Genomic DNA, 20,391 nt, shown 5'->3' on the forward strand with positions numbered 1-20,391 from the left:
CTTCCGCAGAACCTGAATATACCGGCGCAGGTCATGCCTGGACGGCGGCGGCCTGTTCAGAAGTCATTGGCATACGCCATGAATTGCAATTACAATCATCGTAATTGCAACTAAAAAAGGGTACTCCGCATGTCGCCTCAACGTATAACACTGCCCGCCGCTTCGGCCAGAACCCAAACCCTGGCCGAAGCCTGTATCCGCAAGATGACCTCCGTCAGCCAAAAAGCCGGCGCCTCGCGCCCTTCTTCCAGCGCCTGGACGGCGCAAACGCTGGACGAGCTTAACGCCAGCGGCGACATCTGGCTTATCGACGGCAGAAGGCGCGCCGAGCCACCGAGTTCCCACTACGCCACCGCCTGGCCGCTCTGGTTTGGCCATCAATCAGAGCGTTATGAGAAGCCGCTGTTTTACTTCGTCAACACGCCCTCGGTGGACATGCTTCGCGGGCTTGAGCCGGAAACCAATCGTAAAGGGATTTTCATCAGCGATGCGGATACTGGCAGTGCCGATTTGCCCAAAGGCGTTCAGGCCTGGTTCCCGCTTCAGCTCACGGCCATGCCGGGCTGGTTGCCTTTCGATCCGGCCAATGCCCGAGAAACCGGCGCGATACTCCATCACGCCCTCCACGCGCTCTATCTGGAGGGAACGAGGAAGATGGTGTATCTCGCGACCAACGCAGACAATGGCCCCCTCTCTTCAGGGGAACCGTTTGTCGCAGAACAGGCGTTCAAGGGAATGTATCGTGTCGCCGCCGCGGCAGACTCGCCGTTGCAGGTTCGTCTGTGCGGCGCTGGCCGAGCGCTCGCCCGCGTTCAGCAGGCGGCCAAGGTGTTGAAAAACTGGGGGATTGCGTCTGAAATCTGGAGTTGCCCCAGCTACACGCGGTTGGCGCAGGACGCCGAACTCGCCGACATGCAGCGCCAGGACAGCGGCGGCGAATGCCATCTGAAAACGTGCCTGGGTACCGGGAATGCCCCCGTCGTCGCCGTTACCGACTACTCGCACCTGATTGCCAATCAGCTCAGGCGATTCATTCCCGCGCGCTTTGCCGCGGTGGGCTCAGATTCACGGGTGCGTGGCGAAATCCACTACCCGCAGGCGGAATGGATTGCGCTCTGCGCCCTTAAACTGCTGGCCGACGAGCAGAAAATCCCTTCGGCGCTGATCGCCGATGCGCTGCGCGTTCTGCACATCACGCCCGATGCCTGATCACTCTCTGGCCAGCTGCATCGCATTGTTCAACGCGTCGGAGAAGCGTGCGACCTCTTCTTCGCTGAACTGGTTGAGAAAGTGGGTGTTGACCACCGAACGGTAGATCTCCCACATCTTTTTCCGCAGGGCCTTGCCTTCCTCGGTGATAGTCGCGAAGGAGGCCCGGCGATCGTCATCCGATCGAAAACGCGTGACCAGCCGCTCTTTTTCCAGGCGATCCATCAGGCGGGTCAGGTTGTAACGCTCAATCACCAACACGTCCGCCAGCTCATGCATGCGGCGTGTGCCGTTTTCCCCGCTTTCCAATCCCCATAACACGTCATACCAGGCGTAAACCGGCAGCCCCGCTTCCGACAACTTCGCCTCTATCTTTCTGATCATCGCCCGATGCGCGCGCACAAAGGAGAACCACAGGTCGGGTTGTTTATCTGTCATGTCATTTTTCTCGTCAAAACCGGTGAGTTGCAATTGCAATTGTAAAGGGATAGAGTGGGTTTCGCTATTGTTGCATTTGCAACTCTTGCACTTGCAATTCACTGAATCCCTGTATCGCTCAGCGCCTTATCAGGTAAGTACATTTGGAGCTTTTATGAACCAACCTGCGGTAAAAGCAGATCTCGACCCACAAGAGACGGCTGAATGGCTTGAGGCATTTGAAGGTGTCACTGACATCGACGGCCGTGAACGCGCGCATTTTTTGTTGGAAAGAATGGCCGAAGCCGATCAGCGAAAACACGGTGATTTCTTCAGCATGGTCACCACGCCCTACGTGAATACGATCCCGGCCTATAAGCAACCGACGTATCCCGGCGATCTGGCCGCTGAAGCGCGCATCAATGCGTTTATTCGCTGGAACGCGATGGCGATGGTGCTGCGTGCCGGCAAACATTCCAACGTCGGCGGGCATATCGCCACCTACCAATCGGCCGCGGTGCTTTACGATGTGGGGTTCACGCACTTCTTCCGTGGGCGCACCGATGATTTCGCCGGCGACATGGTGTATATCCAGGGCCATTCCGCCCCCGGCATTTATGGCCGCGCCTATCTCGAAGGCCGCATCGACGAGGAGCTGCTCGACAACTTTCGCCGCGAATCCGCGCGCCGCGGCCTCTCCTCCTACCCGCACCCGCGGCTGATGCCGGATTTCTGGCAATATCCCACCGTTTCGATGGGGCTAGGGCCGCTGACCGCCGCCTACCAGGCGCGCTACATGCGCTATCTGGAATACCGCGAGTTGAAACCGCACCAGGGGAGAAAGGTGTGGGCGTTTCTCGGCGACGGCGAGATGGATCAGCCGGAATCGCTGGCGGCGATTGCGCTGGGCGGGCGAGAAAAACTCGATAACCTGATCTTCGTCGTGAACTGCAACCTGCAACGGCTGGATGGCCCCGTGCGCGGCAACGGCAAGATTATTCAGGAGCTGGAAGGCACCTTCAAAGCCGCCGGCTGGCAGGTGATCAAGGTGATCTGGGGCAGCGGCTGGGACAAACTGCTGCAAAAAGACCGCTCCGGGCTGCTGATGCAGCGCATGATGGAGTGCGTCGACGGCGATTACCAAACCTTCAAGTCGCAAAGCGGCGCCTATGTGCGGGAGCACTTCTTCGGCAAGTATCCGGAATTGCTCGAGCTGGTCGCCGACCTGAGCGACGATGAGATCTGGGCGCTGCACCGCGGCGGCCACGATCCGCAAAAGGTGTACGCCGCCTACCATCAGGCGGTGCATACCCCGGGCAGGCCGACGGTGGTGCTGGCCAAAACCGTCAAAGGGTTTGGCATGGGGGAAGCCGGTGAAGGGCAGAACATCAACCACCAGCTGAAAAAAATGAGCCAGGATGCGGTGAAAGCCTTCCGCGACCGTTTAGGGCTGACCATCTCCGACGCCCAACTGGCAGAGATCCCTTACCTGAAGCCCGAACCCGACAGCGCGGCGGCGAAGTACATCACCGCGACGCGCACCGCGCTGGGCGGCTACATCCCTGCCCGCTTCGGCCAATCCGCTCCGCTGACGATACCGGAACTATCGCGCTTCGACGGCCTCCTGAAGGGCAGCGGCGAACGCAACATGTCGACCACCATGGCTTTCGTTAATATCCTCGGCACGCTGCTCAAAGACGTCAACATCGGCAAACTGATCGTGCCCATCGTGCCGGACGAGTCGCGCACGTTCGGCATGGAAGGCCTGTTCCGCCAGATTGGCATCCATTCCTGGCTCGGCCAGCTGTATACCCCGCAAGACGCCGGGCAGCTCAGCTACTATAAAGAGGCCAAAGACGGCCAGATTTTGCAGGAAGGCATCAACGAATCCGGTGCGATATCGACCTGGATCGCCGCCGGCACCGCCTACAGCAACCACGATGTCGCGACGATCCCGTTCTATATCTTCTACTCCATGTTCGGGCTGCAACGGGTGGGCGATCTCGCCTGGGCGGCGGCCGACGCACGCACCAAGGGTTTCCTGCTCGGCGCCACCTCCGGCAGAACCACCCTGATGGGCGAAGGCTTGCAGCATGACGACGGCCACAGCCACGTGCTGTCTTCGGTGATCCCCAGCTGCGTCTCCTACGATCCGACCTATGCCTATGAACTCGCGGTGATCGTCCAGAGCGGCATGCGCAGGATGTTCGTTGAACAAGAGGATATTTACTACTACATCACCTTGCTCAACGAGGGCTACCCGCAGCCGCCGATGCCGGCGGGCGTGGAGGACGGGATTATCCAGGGCGCCTATTTGCTCAAACAGAGCGAAACGACAAACCAAGAGAGCCCGCGCGCTCAGCTGGTCGCCAGCGGTGCCATCATGCGCGAGGCGCTGGCGGCGGCGGAGCTGTTGGCGGCGGACTTTGGCGTCGCCAGCGATATCTGGAGCGCCACCAGCCTGAGCGAGCTGCGCCGCAACGGCATGGCGGCCGAACGCTGGAACCTGCTGCATCCGGAAGATCCGCCGAAAGTTCCTTATATTCAGAGCCTGCTGGCGGCGCATCCCGGCCCGGTGGTGGTGGTGACGGACTATATGAAGATCGTCGGCGATCAGATCAAACCGTTCTTGCCCGACCGCACCTTTATCGCCTTGGGCACCGACGGCTTTGGTCGCTCGGACACCCGCGAGGCGCTGCGTGAGTTCTTCGAGGTCAACCGCCATTTCATCGCGCTCGCCGCGTTGAAACTGCTGGCTGACGAAGGCCGTATCGCCCGCAGCGAGGTCAACCGCGCCATGGCGCTGTATGGCATCGCCCCCGATAAGCCGGATCCGGCGGCGGTGAAGTAACACTCAGCCTACCCACGCCGCCGGTTGTCACCCGCGGCGTTTTTCTTCCTTCGATTCGGCGGAGCACGGCGCCCGCTCCCCCAGCCGCACCACCGGAATGTCCGCCAGCCGGGTGGTGTAGGCCGGCGACAGCATGTCGCGCTTCATTTGCCACGGCTTGACGATCCCCTGCCCGGCGAACCACACGCGCCCGCGCCCTTCCTGATTCAGGCGATCGAGGGTCGCCATCAGCCGCTCGCTGTTGCGGCGCGGCGGGCAGTCGTCGAACAGATCGATCTGTGCCATGGCGGCGGCGCTGAAATCTCCCAGCACCACGCCGCCCTTCAGGTAACGTCGCCCCTCCTGCCAGATGCTTTCCAGCGCACGTACCGCCATGGCGATGATGTCGCGGCTGTCATTGCTCGGGGTTTGCAGCCGGGCGGTGCCCATATTGCTGTAATACCCTTCGCCCGCCGAATGCGGGCTGGTTTTGATAAATACCGACACGTTGCGGCAATAGCGCTTTTCCTGCCGCAGCTTTTCGGCGGCGCGTTCGGCGTAGCTGCAGATCGCCTCGCGCATGTGTGGGTAGTGCGTCAGCCGCTGGCCGAACGAGCGGGAACAGATGATCTGCTCTTTGGCGGCCGCCTCATCTTCCCACTGCAGGCACGATTCGCCGCGCAGCTCGCGTATCGTGCGCTCCAGCACCACGCTGAAGGTTTTACGCGCCAGCCGGGTATCGCAGTCCGCCAGCTGCAGCGCGGTGTGAATACCCATCGCCTGCAACTGGCGAGTCAGGCGGCGCCCCACGCCCCACACCTCTTCCACCGGGAGCAACGCCAGCAGTTTGCGCTGGCGCGCCGGATCGGATAAATCCACCACGCCGCCGGTGCCGCGCCATTTCTTGGCAGCGAAGTTGGCCAGCTTGGCCAGCGTTTTGCTCGGCGCAATGCCGACCCCGACCGTCAAATGCAGCTCGCGCCGGATGCGATCGCGCACCCGCTGGCCGAATGGCTCCAGCGCCTCGCAGTGCGCCACGCCGTCCAGCCGCAGAAAGGCTTCGTCCAGCGAATAAATCTCCACCGCCGGCGCCATCTCTTCCAGCGTGTCCATCACCCGGCGGGACATGTCGGCGTACAGCGCGTAGTTGGAGGAGAACACCGCAACGTTGCGGCGGCGCATCTCCTCTTTGATTTTGAAATAAGGCGCCCCCATCGGCACGCCCAATGCCTTCGCCTCGGCGCTACGGGCGATCACGCAACCGTCGTTGTTGGACAGCACGATCACCGGCCGTCCCCGCAGATCGGGCCGAAAGATGGTCTCGCAGGAAGCATAGAAACTGTTGACGTCTACCAGGGCGAACATGGCTACTGCCCCTTCATCGCCAGAGGCCAGACTGGCGTTATCGTCAGTGGGTTGTTATTCATAACGGCACCAGGTTACTGTTCATGCATACAGTATTTGTATTTTTCTGGCGACGATCAAGTAGAAACCACCTCATCGCTGCTATCCGTTTGATGCACTTTGGCTTTTAACTCAGCCCTCCGTTTACCTGGAGCCGAGTTTTTCATTAACGGCGAACTTCACGCAGATCGAAACGAATCGGAATGGTCACGCTGAATTCCGCCTGCCCCGCTGCGATCTCGTTGCCGGGTGTGGGCAGTGGAGAAGCGCGCTGCGGTAACTGAAGCGCCTCCCGGTCGAGCGAAGCAACGCCGCTCGATCGCAATAGCTTCACGCCCAGCACGTTTCCCTGTCGATCCAACGTCACGGCAACCTGAACAATACCCTGGCGCTGCTGGCGTACCGCCAGGGCGGGATAGCGTTTGAAACGGCTCAAATGCGCCAACAGCAGGCCGCTCCAGACCGAGGCATCCTGACTCGGCTGCGACGCCACGCTGGTTTGCGGCGCGGCAACACGCTTTCCATCCAGAGACGGCGGCGCGCTGGTGCTTGATGCTCTTGAGTTTGCAGACGCCATTTTTTCCTGTTCTTCTTGCCTTGGGCGCGGCGGTTCCGTCTTCGGTTTGATGGGGTCGTTCCGTTGCCCTTTGGCCTTGCTCTGCCGCTCCGTTGCACGCGGCGCATGAATCAGCGGAGGCATCGCCGCCTCCGGTTCCCGATTGGCCTGCCGTTGCGCCACCGCCTGCACCTGGCGCACGCCGGTTGGCATCGGCTCCGTGTTGGGTGTCGATTCAGCCGGCTCGGCAACCATCATCAACACCATCGGTTGTGCCGCAGGCAGCAACGGTGGCATCAGGTGATAACCGAGCCCAAACCACAACGCACCATGCAGACCCAACGCCAACACATTGGCGGTAGCCCAGCGCCATCGCCCGCCTGTAGGGGGTAAAGAGAAATCGCCAGATAATACGTTGTGATTGAACATAGGGAACGGTACTCAGGTTAAGCGTAAAACAGACCAACGTACGCAGCGGTCAACGGCAGTCGGGGTATGTCAGAAAGGTCGTTTAGGCACGCGGCACCGGGCAGGTAACGAAAAAGAACAGGTCAATAGAAAAGGAAATGCCCTAATGGCAGAGTAAAAAACTTTAGGATACGGTGATGAAGTATTTTGACAGCATATTTACCCTAACCGGCAACGCGCCGGGCAGTGCCGCGATGACGCGCTCGGGGTCAGCCAGCGGGAACGCACCGGAGAGCCTCAGGCCGGCGACCTCCGGCCGGCAGCGAATAACGCCCTGACGATAACGCCCCAGTTCCATCAGGAAGTCGTCCAGCCGCATGTTGTCGGCCAGCAGCATGCCTTGCCGCCAACCGGGCTCTTGCGTCACGCGATACGGTTCGCCAATGCCTTGCCGGCTTAATCTGCCGCCCTGACCGGCGTTGAGCACCGCGTTCCGATGCGCTGGTGAAAGGATCGTGACCCGGCCAAGATAAACGGCGATATCACTGTAAGTGTCCCACAGGCGAATGCTGAAGCGAGCAGCCTGCACCATGAGCTCGCCCTGCGGCAATCTCACCGTCAACGCACCGCTTTCCGGCGGCAGATTCACCATCATTTCGCCTTCCAGCAATGTGGCCTGCTGACGGCTGACGTTGACCGCCGTTTGCGTGTTCAGCATCAACTGCGCGCCATCCGCCAACGCGACGGTTTGCTGTTCCCCCACCGCCGTACGGTAATCCGCCAGCCAGGGGCGCCATGGCAGCGCGCCCGAACCGACACCAACCGTCCCCACCACGCCGATGGCCGCCAGGCTTCTCAATAACCGGCGACGTTGCGGGTTCGGCAACTGCGACAGACTACGCTGCGCCGCCGCCCCGTTAAGCAGAGAAAAACGGGATGAAAACGCGGCGATATGCCGCCAGGCGCGTTCATTTTCCGGTTTCGCCTGATACCAACGTCGCCAGTTTTCCCTATCCGCGTCGCTTGCCTCTTCCGACATCAGCTGCGTTAACCACGCGGCGGCCTCTCGCGCGCTCTGCCGATCGATATCCGATTCCATCATGGGTTCCGCACCTGCCGTTACGCCGCCAATGCAAAGAAACAGTGCAAATTAGCGCGCTGCAGATATTGTTTCACCGAGCTGGTCGACACCCGTAAACGTTCAGCGATGTCGCAATAACGCATGCCCTGCAGGTGCGCCAACAGGAAAGCCTCGCGGACGTGCGCCGGCAATCCGTCCAACGCCTGATCCAACTGTTCGAGCATTTCGAGGGTTTGTTGACGAACTTCCGGCGAGGGCGCCTCGATCGCCGGCAACTCGCTCAAGGCCTGCAGATAGCTCTCTTCGATTGTTTTACGCCGGTAATAATTCGCCACCAGCCGGCGCGCTACGGTCGCCAGGAAGGGGCGTGGTTGCCGAATGGCGAGCAACTGCGGGCTCAGTAAAATACTGATGAAAGTATCCTGCGCCAGGTCTTCGGCGTGATGCGCACACCCAACCTTCTGTCGCAGCCAATGGCATAGCCAACTGTGATGCTCAAGGTAAAGCTGTTGAGCAAACCCGTTGGCTGCCGCGGCCTCTTTCCTTGCCATTCGGTGACACCAATTGATAATGAGATTGAAAATGATAATTATTATTATTTTAAAATTGTAACTTCTGTGTCAAGCGATTGCTGATGATTTATAAACGGCGAAAAAGTAGGGAAATACGGGGGAGGAAACGTGAAAAGGGGCCTAAATGGCCCCCTGCAGACAGGATCGTCAAAAACGCTGACTGACGCTGAACTTGATGTTGCGCCCTACGCCAGACACCGATTCGCCCAGGTAAGGGTAATAATCGCGGTTGAACAGGTTGTCCACCGCCACGCGGGCTTCGAAGCCGTGCAAACCGCTGGGCTGCCACGAGGCGAACAGGCCGTGCAATGCATAACCCGAGGTTTTCGGCAGGGCCCAGACAACGGCCATCGGATCGCCGTCGGCCGGTGAACGATCCTGTTTACGTACGAAATCGCCGGTCCAGCCGAAGGCCATGTCCCACTGCGGCACTTTCATGCCCAGCATCGCGTGTGCCGTAACGGGTGGAATTTCGGCAATCCAGGTTTCGTTGCCCCACGGATCGCGCGGTGAAGCGTCGCGTTTGCCGCGGATCGAGGAGAACGACAGGCTGCCGAACAGGCTTTCGCTGTCATAAAACGATTCGAGCTCCACGCCCTCAATGGTATAGCCCGGCAAGTTGCGATAGTTCGACAACGGTTGCCCACATTGGCCCCCGTGCCGTGCGGCGTCACACACTACGCCGCGACGATAGAAAATCTCGTCCTTGCCGCGATTGCGGAACAGCGTAGTGCGGATCTGCAGGCTGTCCCGCGCCATCAACACATCGTTGAAGTCCAGCACCGCGCCGAGACGAACGCCCGTCATGCGTTCCACCTGCAGGCCGCGGCTGGTACCGGGCACGCTGGAAGCGGCGTATTGCACTTCGTACTGTTCGTCGATCACCGGGGCGCGCCAGGTGCGGCTAACGTCGGCAAACAGGGACAGATTCGACGTCGCTTTCCACATCACGCCCAAATGCGGCGACCAGCCGGTATAGGTCACGCTGCTGTAATCATGGCCCACGAGCGGATCGCTGTCGTTATAGCGCGGCGCCCGGTTCGGTTGCCCGGTATTGGTCACATGATCGTAACGCACGCCCGGCGTCACGGTCAGGCTGCCGAAGCTGACCGCATCCTGCAGATAAACGCTGCGGGTTTCCTGTTCGCCCGCCGGCATGTAGTACGGCTGGAAATAGCCGTAGTTGTAACTGGCGTTTTTCACCTGCGAAGGGTAATACATCAGGGTATCGCGCTGATGTTTATGCCAACGCGCACCGAGCAACAGCTTGTGCTCCAGCGGACCGCTGGCGAAACGGCTTTCATTGCTGACGTCAAACTGCCGATCGGTATAGTTCACCCAACTTTCATTGCCCAGCGTACCGAGATAGCTGAACTTTGAAGCGGAATCCGGCCGCTTGTCATGCTGCTCGGTCTTCGAATAGGCGTAAGACAGCGTCAGATTCAGCAACGGCTGCGCTTCCGGCGCCAGATTCCATTTCACCGAGTAATTGGTGTCTGTCTGGTCGCGATACACCAGAATGCGGCGCCACGCTTCTTCCCGGCCATATTTATCGATATCCGCCTGGCTGGGCGCGGCGATATCGTCCCGCTTGGCGGCAAAAGGCTGCCAGCCATCGGAATCGGATCGCATCGCCGACAGCGTCAGCGTTTGCGCCTCGCTCAGATAAATATTGGTTTTTAACAGGTAGGAAGCCTGATCGTTGGCAGAATAGGCAAAACGCGTGCCGTCCGGCCGCTTCAGGTTGCCGCCGTCACGCTTGCTCATGTAGAGCAAACCGTCGGCGGATCCTTCCGGCGTACGGCCGTACAAGGCACCGCTGTAAATGCCCTGACGATCGTTGGTGTGGTAGCTGTACTTCAGCAAGCCGCCAAAATCTTCGCCCGGCAGCAGCATGTCCCCAGCATCTTTGGTCTCCAGCGTAATGGTCCCGCCAAAGCCGCCATTGCCGTTCAACAGATTGTGCGGCCCCTTATCGACCTCAACCTTTTTCAGCAGTTCGGGTTCGATGAATACCGAGCCCTGCCGATATTTCTCAAATCCCTTCGGCGCCCCGTCCAGCACGACCTTCACATCTTCCATGTCCCCCATGCCCCAGATATTCAGGCTTTGGCCGCCCGGGCGCGGCGAGCCCGCCATCCCTACGCCAGGCAAGCGATCAAGCAAACTGGCGATATTGTCAGCCTGCACGCGTTCGATGTCTTCTTTATCCAACACCGAACGGCCGGCGGCGACGCTGTCGGACAAACCGCCGACCACCGACAGTTCCGGTATCGTCAACGGCTGAACCGGCCCGGCGTCGACCAACCGATATCCCTGTGCGGTTTGCTGAGCGCGCAATCCGCTGCCCGCCAACAGCGTATCGAACGCGTCGGTGAGGCGATAATGCCCCTGCAGGCCCGCGGTGTTTTTTCCACGCGTCTGTTCGGGCGTGAAAATCACTATCACGCCGGCCTTAGCGGCCGCCGTCTGCAAGGCGGGCGCCAGGTCACCGGCGGGAATGGCGAAAGGCAGGATAGCGGACTGCTCGACCGCCGCCGGTGGCACCGACGCACCGGGCGCCGCCATCGCGGAGGTGAGCATGCCCGATAATGCGCACCCTACCCCGATAGCGACCCGCTTCCCGGCGGTACGTTTGGCTGATGTGAACGTACGCCCTGCGCCGTTCTTGTTTTTTATGGCCATGAAGGATTCCCCTGAGTGTAATGAACTGGAAACTCAGTAGAGAGGTCACGCCAACGAAAAGATCGGGCAGAAAAAAAATGAAAAAAAGGGCCGAAGTCACCGGGCCGCGTAGACGATAAAGGTCACCACGCCGAAGATCTCCAGTTGCGCTTCGTCGTCGAACACGATCGGCGCGTAGGCGGGGTTCATCGGCAACAGCCGCACATCGGGGTGACGCTGCAGTTTTTTGACGGTGAATTCGCCGTCCACCGCGGCGATCACGATATTGCCGTGCTCCGGCGTCAGGGCGCTGTCGACAATCAGCAGATCGCCATCCCGGATATTGCCGTCGATCATCGATTCGCCGCTGGCGCGCACGAAATAGGTGGCGTTGGGGTGCCGCACCAGCAGCTTGCCGATGTCCAGCCGACCTTCGACATAGTCTTGCGCCGGGGAAGGAAAACCGCAGGCCACGCGATCGGCAAACAGCGGTAACGTTAGGGGTTCACCTGGTGAAAAAGCATACAACCTTGAATTACTCAGCATAATCACAACCAAACTGTATATTTATACAGTAAAGCATAAACAAAACGCGAACGCGTGCAACCCCCTATCCCCCTGCGGATCGCGCTTTGCCGCGTAATATAATAATTTTCTGAGCGATTTTTTTTTACGCCTGCTAAGTGTTTTACTGCCCCTTGCACACACGTTATCCACCAAAACTGTGGATAATGCGGCACTCAGACCGTTGGCGTATCGATGGGCAGGATGAGTGAGGGGTTGTCATTGCGAACGGCGCCGACGGCGGGCGATACCGGTTGCCAGACGAAATCCTCTGCCTGCAGGCTGCACACGTCAGCCTGCATTTGACCAGAGGGCGGGACTAAGCGGGTGTCGAGCCAGTCGCGCGCGGCCGTCGGTCTCTGCTGCGTACAGCGCCGCAAAGAACAGCGGCAGGCCTTGCCTCAGCAAGAGCCCACAGGAGGAACGGCGGACGGCCTTACAAAATGACGCCAATAAAATTGCGACTGGCAATGGCATCAATGGGACGGCCAGAGACGAAAGTCAGTACGTTATGCCAGGAGCTTGGGATAACCCGACAAACGCTGTACCGCCACATTTCCCCTGATGATCCACTGCGAGCTGACGGTATAAAGCTGCTCAACCGGGGATAATTTTAGCGGACGGAAAAATCTGGGGTTCCGGCGTAGAACCCCGAATAAGGAATAATCCTTAATTCATTTCAGGATTATTAATTCCATCTAAAACCTCTCGGCAATATTCTTTTTTATAGGCTTCATCATTACTTAATGACTTAACCAAAAAATCAGCATTTTTCCAACCATTATCCCAATGCGTATCGAATCCTGACTGTTCATACTTTAATGTTCTAGTTAATGAGTCTTTTATTTGTTTTTTATATTTATCAATTTTCTCATTGGTTGCCCCACAAACATCATGTGCAACACGAGCATTTGAGCCAGAAAAACCTATTGCTGAAATTGCCATCGCTTCATTTGATTTGTCGAAATCATTCGCATATGCCACAGCATTAGATAAAGCGAATATGACAAGAGCAGGTATGATTTTTTTGTATGAAATCATCTTTCACCTCTAACTCATTGATTGTTCATGGGGTCAGTTGGGATATCGAAAATTATTGTACATTAAGGCTGCTTTTTAATCAGTCTCAACTTCTTTATAGAAGGCCTGAATGCGACAAACTTGGGAAGTACTGTAGCCTGTCGCGTCTGCTGTTTCTCGGATGCTCAGTTTCTTAATCTGTCGGTAGTACAGGACTTTCTGATGTCGTTCCTGATCTGCCTGCTTTCCCCGGTATCTACCCAACGTATGCGCCCGTTCAATTCCCTGCTTTTGCCGTTGGCGGCGACTCAACCAGTCCTTATGTGACATCGCGGCCATCAGGTCGATTAGCATGTTATTGATGGCGGTTATTACTGCACGGGTGATCGGGCCCGCCTGTGCAGGATCTTTCTCTGACAGCGCCTGCCATGAGGTAGGGACATCCAGGCTGACAATCCGTAACTCATGCTGCTCAATCTGCTTTTTCAACGTCATCCAGTCACTGTTGCTGAGACGGGTCAGGCGGTCTATCTGCTCAACCAGCAAAATATCAGTTACCGTTTGGGGGCGGCCAGCACAATCAGCATCCGTCGCTGCAGCGGCGACGGCCGGCGGACGTTAACCGTTGCCACGATGTCACTCCTCTCTCTTATAGATAAGGACATGCAGGCGCAGCCGGTCGGCATCAACACGTTCATCCATTATTGTGCCCGGATAGCCCTGCAGCGCCAGACCGTACCAGAAACTCAGAATGACAGAAGCCTTACCCAACTCTAGGGTGTAACCCATCCCGCCCTGGTTCAGATTGCATTTTTTAATCGCATCTTCTGCTTCCCGGGTCAGCTGCGCATAGCTGAGTGAAAAATTCAGTGCCTGATCCATCCTGCTCGCTCCATCTCTCCGCTGGCGCGCACGAAATAAGTGGCATTAGGATGCCGCACCAGCAGTTTGCCGATATCCAGCCGGCTCTCGACATAGTCCTGCGCCGGGGAGGGAAAACCGCAGGCCACGCGATCGGCAAACAGCGGTAACGTCAGGGGCTCACCTGGTGAAAAAGCATACAACCTTAAAGTACTCAGCATAATCACAACCAATCTGTATATTTATACAGTAAGGCATAAACAAAACGCGAACGCGTGCAACCCCCCTATCCCCCTGCGGATCGCGCTTTGCCGCGTAATATAATAATTTTCTGAGCGATTTTTTTTTACGCCTGCTAAGTGTTTTACTGCCCCTTGCACACACGTTATCCACCAAAACTGTGGATAACCTGGCACTCGCCCCCACGGCATATCGATAGCCATGGTGAGTCATGCACTGTCATGGCGAACGGTGCCGAAGACCGTGATATTCAGCGATTAATCGGCGTGTTATCCCGTACCGCGCCCTTCTTCGTAAGCCACGGTGCGAGCTGCTCGGTTATCCAATCCATGAATACGTTAACTTTACGGGACAAATTATGACGATGCGCGACGACGAACCAGAACTTCATCGGCTCAGGCTCACAATCAGGCAGAATCTGCAGCAGCTCGCCACGCTCGACGTGGTTATGCACGCCAAGCATCGGTGACTGGATTAAGCCAATCCCCGCCAACCCAGCAGCAATAAACGACTGCGCATTGTTCAGCTTCAGCGATCCTGGCAGATTTAAATATTCATATTTACCGTTTTTCAGGTAGTCCCAGCCCATCGGCTTACTACCAATATTCGGCGTATAGTGCACGGCCACATGCTGATACTTGAGAAGGTCATCGATACTGTATGGCGTGCCTTTTCTCGCCAGATAATCCGGGCTGGCGAGGTTGAATACGGGCATTTCTCCAATCAGTTTCGCCACCAGGTTCTTATCGTAAACGGCACCCGCCCGGACAACGCAGTCGAAGCCTTCCTGTACCAGATCCACCCGCCGGTCGGTGCAAGATAATTCCAGCGTAATGCCGGGATAGCGGGAAAAAAAATCGGGGAGTTTAGGGATAATAATGCTGTTGGCTATATCCGTAGGCATATCCACCCTCAGCTTGCCTTTCAGTTCCGTCCTTTCGACAAACATCGTCTGCAGGTCATCTACCGAAGAGAGTATTTCTACTGCGCGTTCGTAAAACGCCAAGCCGTCTTCCGTCAGATGCACTGCCCTGGTGGTTCGATGTAACAGGCGTACGCCAAGCACGTCTTCCAGCTGGCGGATAACAATGGAAATTCGACTCTTATTCACCCCCAGATCGTCTGCCGTTTTTGTGAAGCTGCAGGTCTGGGCCACACGCAAAAAAATCCTCAGATTTTCCAGGGTATTCATGCGATATCTCCTAACGTTTTGCATATTCATGGGGAGGTCCAGACGTTATGCCACCGCAAAATATTATCCAGAACGACTATTCCGTCACAACCAGAAATAAATATATTAATTGAATAACAAAAAAAAGAAAGAAAAGCACCGCCAAAACGAGCGATGCCCTAGGAGAATTCCGTGAAATAAAAAGGTGATGGTGAAATGCAGTTTTTATAACTCCATGTGGACACACTCACTTATTCATCACATTAAAAATAAATATTGCTTAAAAGATCCATTCACCCTCAGTTCATGTAATTATTGAACCAGTCCAACATCAGCTTTGGCTCGCGTTGGAAGTACAGATAACCATCCCAGCGGTGGGTGGTATTACGGATCCAGTGCAGCTGTTTCTCTTTAACCGGCATGCTGTCGAAAATGTTCTGCACATCGGATGGCCGGGTCATCACGTCGTCATGTACCTGATAGATGAAAGTGGGAACGCTGGTGTTGGTCCGCGCAGGCACGGAAGGGTCCATCTCATCCAGATGGAAACTGGTGACCATCGCCAGACGTTCGTCAATTTCATCAAGACGGTCCGGGATGCCGGCCAATTCCGTCGCGACGCCGACGGCGGCACGCATGGAAATCGGCTGTGGCATAACCACACAACGGACATCATTGAACTGCTCCGGATATTTCGCCATCGCAAAGAACGTCGCGTTACCGCCCATGCAGCGACTGAACAAACCGATTTTCTTTCCTTTCAGGTCAGGACGGCTGCGGACATAGTTCAATGACCCCACGACGTCGCGCGCTTCCAGCACGCCGATGCTGCCGATACCGCCGTTAGCTTCGCCGCTCAGACCCAGATTGCGCAGGTCGTAAGCCAGTACGTTGTAGCCTGCATCGTGCAAAATTTTATAGTCCGGCAGGAAGCTGAAAGCAAAATCGTTACCGCCTGCAGCGCCGATGGAACGCCACGGCTCGCGGTCGGCAGGCAGGCCAGTCCGGCTGCACCACACAGGGTGGTTACAGATGATGACCTTGTCGGAACCTACGCAAGGGATGAACCACGCTTCCAGCGGCACGCCGTCCAACGCTGGGAAAAAGACGTCTTCATACTGCAAGCCGAAGTCAGTGGGTTTGCCGATGACCGGAGAACGGATAGGTTTACTGAAAATAGCAACCATGCTTTCAACGATGGTATCGGCTTCTTCACGGCTTGGCGTAGACGTTGTCTGTGTCATGATATTGTGCTCCATTTATAATATATTGGTTAAAGTGCATATTAGTTAATCAATAGTTCGCAGATGCGCTGTATTGCTTAGCTGAGATGGATACTAGTAAGGATATTGTTTGCGATAAATAGCAAAAATATAAACGTATTGTTTCACTAAACAACAACAATAGGGGGCGATGAGAAAAAGACAGAAGCAGCAATCAGACAGAGGCTGACCTCAGCGATAATAAAAAAATCACTTACACCAATAACAAGTCACAAGTCATTATTAATAACGCCAAAAAATTCCATGACGTAAAAACCCACATAAAATGCCGACAACGTTTCAATTTGATAAGTCAGCGGCTCATTTGAAATCACGGTGAATATATCGATAGGGTTATGTTCACTCTGGTGGCTTGTCAGAAGAAAAAGTGCCGCGGCTGTTCAAGCGCAGACTCGCCGCAATGCCGCATCGTCGAGTACCAATTTTGACATTTTTGCACCGGCGCTTAATCACGTAAGGCTCATTGCCAGAGCAAACGACGACAGGAATAAACCTGCTGATTAAAAAATGCGCCTCTTCTCCATGCCCCCTGACTTTCTAAAGCACTGTATTTTAATACCGTCATTGTGTTCGTGGCGCAAAGCGGCATCCATCACCAAAAGTCGCCATACGCTGCAGTCCTCTGCGTAATATAATAATTTTCTTAGCGATTTTTTTACGCCTGCTAACGGTTTCACTCTGCCTTGCACACACGTTATCCACCAAAACTGTGGATAACCTGCAGGGCGTGATTCCCTACGCGAGCGGGATCAGAATCCTGTATAATCCCCACACCTGCTAATAAGAATTCATCCCCGTCGGCGCCTCGTCACCGACAGTCACGAGAACGTTATGAACAAGCACCTACTCCTCGCAGAAACCGACGATATCAAACAGGAATGCCTGTCGCGCCACGCGGTCTGGCAGCGCAACGATCTGGCTCAGGCGCAACAGGATTGGCTGGCGGAAGAAGTACCGGTCGCCCTGGTGTACAACGGCATTTCCCACGTGGTGATGATGGCGACGCCGAAAGATCTGGCGGCCTTCGCCATCGGTTTTTCGCTGTCCGAAGGCATTATCGCCTCCCCCGACGACATCTACGACATCCGCCAGCAACCGGCCTGCAACGGCATTGAAGTGCATGTGGAACTCTCGAGCCGCCGCTTTATGCAGCTGAAAGAGAAGCGCCGCAGCCTGGCCGGCCGCACCGGCTGCGGCGTCTGCGGGGTGGAACAGCTGCAGGAGGTTGCTCAGCCCATCGCACCACTGCCTTTCACGCAACGTTTCGATTTGGCGCTGCTCGACCGGGCGTTAGCGCAGCTGCAGGAGGTGCAAACGGTAGGAAAACTGACCGGCTGCACCCATGCGGCGGCCTGGATCCAGCCGGACGGCGCGCTCAGCGGCGGATGTGAAGACGTCGGCCGCCACGTGGCGCTCGACAAGCTGCTGGGCTACCGCAGCCAACAGGCGTGGCTGCAGGGTGTGGCGCTGGTGTCGAGCCGCGCCAGCTATGAAATGGTGCAAAAATCCGCCATGTGCGGCGTCGAGATCCTGTTCGCCGTTTCCGCCGCCACCCGCCTGGCGGTGGAAGTGGCCGAACGCAGCAACCTGACGCTGGTGGGCTTCAGCAAACCGGGGCGCGCCACCGTCTATACGCATCCGCAGCGGCTCTGGCAATCGACAACGGCGGCCTAACGCCGCCGAATAAGAATCGACTATTCTCAATAGCAGGACACCAGGAAGCACCCACGTCATGATAATTCGCCCGAATCAGAACTGGTTTTTTCGCCTGTTCGCCTGGCACGGTTCCGTGCTATCAAAGATCACCTTTCGCCTATCGCTGAACGTGCTGATGTCGATAGTGGCGGTGATCAGCTACCAATGGTACGAACAGCTCGGCGTGCATTTAACCATCGCACCGTTCAGCCTGCTGGGCATCGCCATCGCCATTTTTCTCGGCTTTCGCAATAACGCCGGCTACAGCCGCTTTGTCGAAGCGCGCAACCTGTGGGGCTCTCTGCTGATTACCGAGCGCTCCCTGCTGCGCCAGATCAAAAGCCTGCTGCCGGACGAATCGGCGGTGCAGCAAAAGGTTGCCAAGCTGCTGATCGCCTTCAGCTGGAGCCTGAAGCATCAGCTGCGCGGCACCGACCCGACCGCCGATCTGTACCACAATCTCAGCAGTCAAGAGCTGGCCGAGGTGATCGCCAGCCCGATGCCGACCAACCGCATCCTGCTGATGCTGGGCCAGGAGATCGGCAAGCTGCGCCGACAGGGGCTGCTGAGCGACATCACTTTCGAGCTGCTCGACAACAAGCTGAGCGAACTGTCCCACGCCCTCGGCGGCTGCGAACGGCTCGCCAGCACGCCGGTGCCGTTCGCCTATACCCTGATCCTGCAGCGCACCGTTTATCTGTTCTGCAGCCTGTTGCCTTTTGCCCTGGTGACCGACCTGCATTACATGACACCGTTTGTTTCAGTGTTCATTTCCTATACCTTCTTATCCTGGGACTCACTGGCCGAAGAGCTGGAGGATCCGTTTGGCGTGTCGGCTAACCATCTGCCGTTAAACGCCATCTGCAACACCATCGAGCGCAACCTGCTGGAAATGAACGACCAAAGCCCGCTGCCACCGCCGATGAAACCCGACGAGCACTTTAATTTGATCTGATCTATTTCACCCGAACACACTGGAGCCGAATGCAATGAATGCAAATAACCCTCTGCCGCAAGCCGTATTCACACCGGTGACGCGCCATGCCATCTTCATCGTCGCTACCCTGTCGCCCGTTCCCGCCCATCTGGCGGCGGTGCGCGCCTGGTGCGGCGACATTGCCGCCGTGGTGCGTTCGGTCGGCAAACGCGCGCCGGCAGGCAATCTCACCTGCGTCTGCGGCTTCGGCTCCGAAGCCTGGGATACGCTGTTCGGCGCGCCGCGCCCTCGCCAGTTGCATCCGTTCAGCCCGATCGGCAGCGGGGAGCGCGTCGCCGTCGCCACGCCCGGCGACATCCTGCTGCACATCCGCGCCGATGAAATGGATCTGTGTTTTGAACTGGCCTCTCAGTTGACCGCCAAGCTCGGCGACGCCGTGACGGTGATAGAAGAGGTGCACGGCTTCCGTTATTTCGATCAGCGCGCCATGATCGGCTTCGTCGACGGCACGGAGAACCCGGAGGGGCACGAAGCCTTCGACTACACGGTGATCGGCGACGAAGACGCGGCGTTCAGCGGCGGCAGCTATGTGCTGGTGCAAAAATACCTGCACGACATGCAGGGCTGGAACTCGCTCAGCGTGGAAACGCAGGAGAAGATCATCGGCCGCCATAAGCAGTCCAACATCGAGCTGGATGAAGCGGTCAAACCGTCGTCGTCGCACAGTTCGCTGACCACCATCACCGACGAGCAAGGCAACGAGGTGAAAATTCTGCGTGACAACATGCCGTTCGGCCGCCCCGGCCTGCGCGAATTCGGCACCTACTTTATCGGCTATGCACGCTCCCCGCAGCCGATCGAGCAGATGCTGGAAAACATGTTCATCGGCCGCCCGGCCGGCAACTACGATCGGCTGCTCGATTTCAGCCACGCGGTGACCGGCACCCTGTTCTTCGTGCCTTCCGCCCCGCTGCTGGAAGCGCTGGCCGACCGCAGCGGCGCCGAACTGCACTGATTGAATGAAATGCGGGGCCACAGCGATTAGCCGTTGGTTATCCTGTGGCCCTGCGCATCAATCACCGGCTCTCCGTCCTCTTTGCTGAAAGCGCCACGCTGCGGATCCGGCAGAATCTCCAACACCGCCTCCGACGGACGGCACAAACGCGTGCCAAGCGGAGTCACCACAATGGGGCGATTGATCAGGATCGGCTGTTGCAGCATGAAGTCGATCAGTTGATCATCGTTCCAACGAGTCTCGTCCAGTTTCAACTCGGCGTAAGGCGCGACGTTTTTACGCAGCAACGCGCGCGGCGTCATGCCCATCTCGGCCAGCAACGCAATCAACCGTTCGCGGCTGGGCGGCGTTTCCAGATACAAAATCACCTCAGGCTCAGCGCCGCTGTTGCGGATCAGCGCCAACGTGTTGCGCGACGTGCCGCAGGCCGGGTTATGGTAAATCTTGATACTGCTCATGACGGT

At 57.3% G+C, this 20,391-nt stretch carries 17 protein-coding genes and 3 pseudogenes; 5 read left to right on the forward strand and 15 right to left on the reverse strand.

The annotated features are described in order from the left end of the window. Positions 1 to 129: 129 nt before the first annotated feature. Complete coding sequence (locus tag ACJ8J4_RS06575; protein ID WP_025303323.1) at positions 130 to 1,209, forward strand: transketolase-like TK C-terminal-containing protein; 1,080 nt, start codon at positions 130 to 132, stop codon at positions 1,207 to 1,209. On the opposite strand, the gene ACJ8J4_RS06580 is transcribed toward ACJ8J4_RS06575, so the two are convergent. Next, positions 1,210 to 1,647, reverse strand: coding sequence for a MarR family winged helix-turn-helix transcriptional regulator (locus ACJ8J4_RS06580; protein WP_025303324.1), 438 nt, complete (start codon positions 1,645 to 1,647; stop codon positions 1,210 to 1,212). A gap of 154 nt (positions 1,648 to 1,801) precedes the next feature. On the opposite strand from ACJ8J4_RS06580, the gene aceE reads away from it, so the two are divergent. Continuing rightward, positions 1,802 to 4,477: a pyruvate dehydrogenase (acetyl-transferring), homodimeric type gene (aceE, locus tag ACJ8J4_RS06585; protein WP_197835024.1), complete on the forward strand. Its 2,676-nt coding sequence runs from the start codon at positions 1,802 to 1,804 to the stop codon at positions 4,475 to 4,477. A gap of 27 nt (positions 4,478 to 4,504) precedes the next feature. Here the strand turns inward: aceE and umuC are convergent, their stop codons facing one another. From umuC to ACJ8J4_RS06650, 13 genes and pseudogenes are all read right to left on the reverse strand, one after another. Next, positions 4,505 to 5,821, reverse strand: coding sequence for a translesion error-prone DNA polymerase V subunit UmuC (gene umuC / locus ACJ8J4_RS06590; protein ID WP_049204968.1), 1,317 nt, complete (start codon positions 5,819 to 5,821; stop codon positions 4,505 to 4,507). A 205-nt stretch (positions 5,822 to 6,026) separates the two neighbouring features. After that, a complete protein-coding gene (locus tag ACJ8J4_RS06595; protein WP_089180539.1) occupies positions 6,027 to 6,713 on the reverse strand; it encodes an energy transducer TonB in 687 nt (228 codons plus the stop codon). Positions 6,714 to 7,008: 295 nt separating this feature from the next. Then, positions 7,009 to 7,926: a FecR domain-containing protein gene (locus ACJ8J4_RS06600; RefSeq protein WP_049209469.1), complete on the reverse strand. Its 918-nt coding sequence runs from the start codon at positions 7,924 to 7,926 to the stop codon at positions 7,009 to 7,011. A 17-nt stretch (positions 7,927 to 7,943) separates the two neighbouring features. Then, complete coding sequence (locus ACJ8J4_RS06605; protein WP_025303329.1) at positions 7,944 to 8,456, reverse strand: sigma-70 family RNA polymerase sigma factor; 513 nt, start codon at positions 8,454 to 8,456, stop codon at positions 7,944 to 7,946. 168 nt (positions 8,457 to 8,624) lie between these two features. Continuing rightward, positions 8,625 to 11,162, reverse strand: coding sequence for a TonB-dependent receptor (locus ACJ8J4_RS06610; RefSeq protein WP_025303330.1), 2,538 nt, complete (start codon positions 11,160 to 11,162; stop codon positions 8,625 to 8,627). Between the two features lie 96 nt (positions 11,163 to 11,258). Next, positions 11,259 to 11,687, reverse strand: a complete 429-nt coding sequence (umuD, locus tag ACJ8J4_RS06615) for a translesion error-prone DNA polymerase V autoproteolytic subunit (protein WP_049209475.1) — start codon at positions 11,685 to 11,687, stop codon at positions 11,259 to 11,261. Positions 11,688 to 11,881: 194 nt separating this feature from the next. Then, a pseudogene (locus ACJ8J4_RS06620) lies at positions 11,882 to 12,061 on the reverse strand (SOS response-associated peptidase family protein); the annotation flags it as partial. A 313-nt stretch (positions 12,062 to 12,374) separates the two neighbouring features. Next, a complete protein-coding gene (locus ACJ8J4_RS06625; protein ID WP_126502249.1) occupies positions 12,375 to 12,746 on the reverse strand; it encodes a hypothetical protein in 372 nt (123 codons plus the stop codon). A 75-nt stretch (positions 12,747 to 12,821) separates the two neighbouring features. Beyond that, positions 12,822 to 13,277 (reverse strand): annotated as a pseudogene (locus ACJ8J4_RS06630) (recombinase family protein); the annotation flags it as partial. An 84-nt stretch (positions 13,278 to 13,361) separates the two neighbouring features. Beyond that, on the reverse strand, positions 13,362 to 13,607 hold the full coding sequence (locus tag ACJ8J4_RS06635; protein WP_049295892.1) for a hypothetical protein: 246 nt from the start codon (positions 13,605 to 13,607) through the stop codon (positions 13,362 to 13,364). Positions 13,608 to 13,621: 14 nt separating this feature from the next. Further along, a pseudogene (locus tag ACJ8J4_RS06640) lies at positions 13,622 to 13,807 on the reverse strand (DNA polymerase V); the annotation flags it as partial. 269 nt (positions 13,808 to 14,076) lie between these two features. Next, a complete protein-coding gene (locus ACJ8J4_RS06645) occupies positions 14,077 to 15,018 on the reverse strand; it encodes a LysR family transcriptional regulator (protein WP_025303334.1) in 942 nt (313 codons plus the stop codon). 278 nt (positions 15,019 to 15,296) lie between these two features. Beyond that, complete coding sequence (locus ACJ8J4_RS06650) at positions 15,297 to 16,241, reverse strand: alpha/beta hydrolase family protein (RefSeq protein WP_049209434.1); 945 nt, start codon at positions 16,239 to 16,241, stop codon at positions 15,297 to 15,299. An 870-nt stretch (positions 16,242 to 17,111) separates the two neighbouring features. Between ACJ8J4_RS06650 and fdhD the strand changes: the two genes are divergently transcribed. The 3 genes from fdhD to ACJ8J4_RS06665 are packed head-to-tail and all read left to right on the forward strand — an operon-like array spanning position 17,112 to position 19,927. Continuing rightward, a complete protein-coding gene (fdhD, locus tag ACJ8J4_RS06655; RefSeq protein ID WP_043140577.1) occupies positions 17,112 to 17,954 on the forward strand; it encodes a formate dehydrogenase accessory sulfurtransferase FdhD in 843 nt (280 codons plus the stop codon). A 58-nt stretch (positions 17,955 to 18,012) separates the two neighbouring features. Beyond that, positions 18,013 to 18,930 carry a bestrophin family protein gene (locus tag ACJ8J4_RS06660; RefSeq protein WP_025303337.1) on the forward strand — a complete coding sequence of 306 codons (918 nt, stop codon included), beginning with the start codon at positions 18,013 to 18,015 and terminating at the stop codon, positions 18,928 to 18,930. Between the two features lie 34 nt (positions 18,931 to 18,964). Further along, positions 18,965 to 19,927, forward strand: coding sequence for a Dyp-type peroxidase (locus tag ACJ8J4_RS06665; RefSeq protein ID WP_025303338.1), 963 nt, complete (start codon positions 18,965 to 18,967; stop codon positions 19,925 to 19,927). 26 nt (positions 19,928 to 19,953) lie between these two features. On the opposite strand, the gene arsC is transcribed toward ACJ8J4_RS06665, so the two are convergent. Further along, positions 19,954 to 20,385, reverse strand: a complete 432-nt coding sequence (gene arsC / locus ACJ8J4_RS06670; RefSeq protein WP_025303339.1) for a glutaredoxin-dependent arsenate reductase — start codon at positions 20,383 to 20,385, stop codon at positions 19,954 to 19,956. Positions 20,386 to 20,391 lie beyond the last annotated feature (6 nt).

The sequence above is a fragment of the Serratia sp. CY47280 genome (assembly GCF_052168655.1).
Taxonomy (GTDB): domain Bacteria; phylum Pseudomonadota; class Gammaproteobacteria; order Enterobacterales; family Enterobacteriaceae; genus Serratia; species Serratia bockelmannii.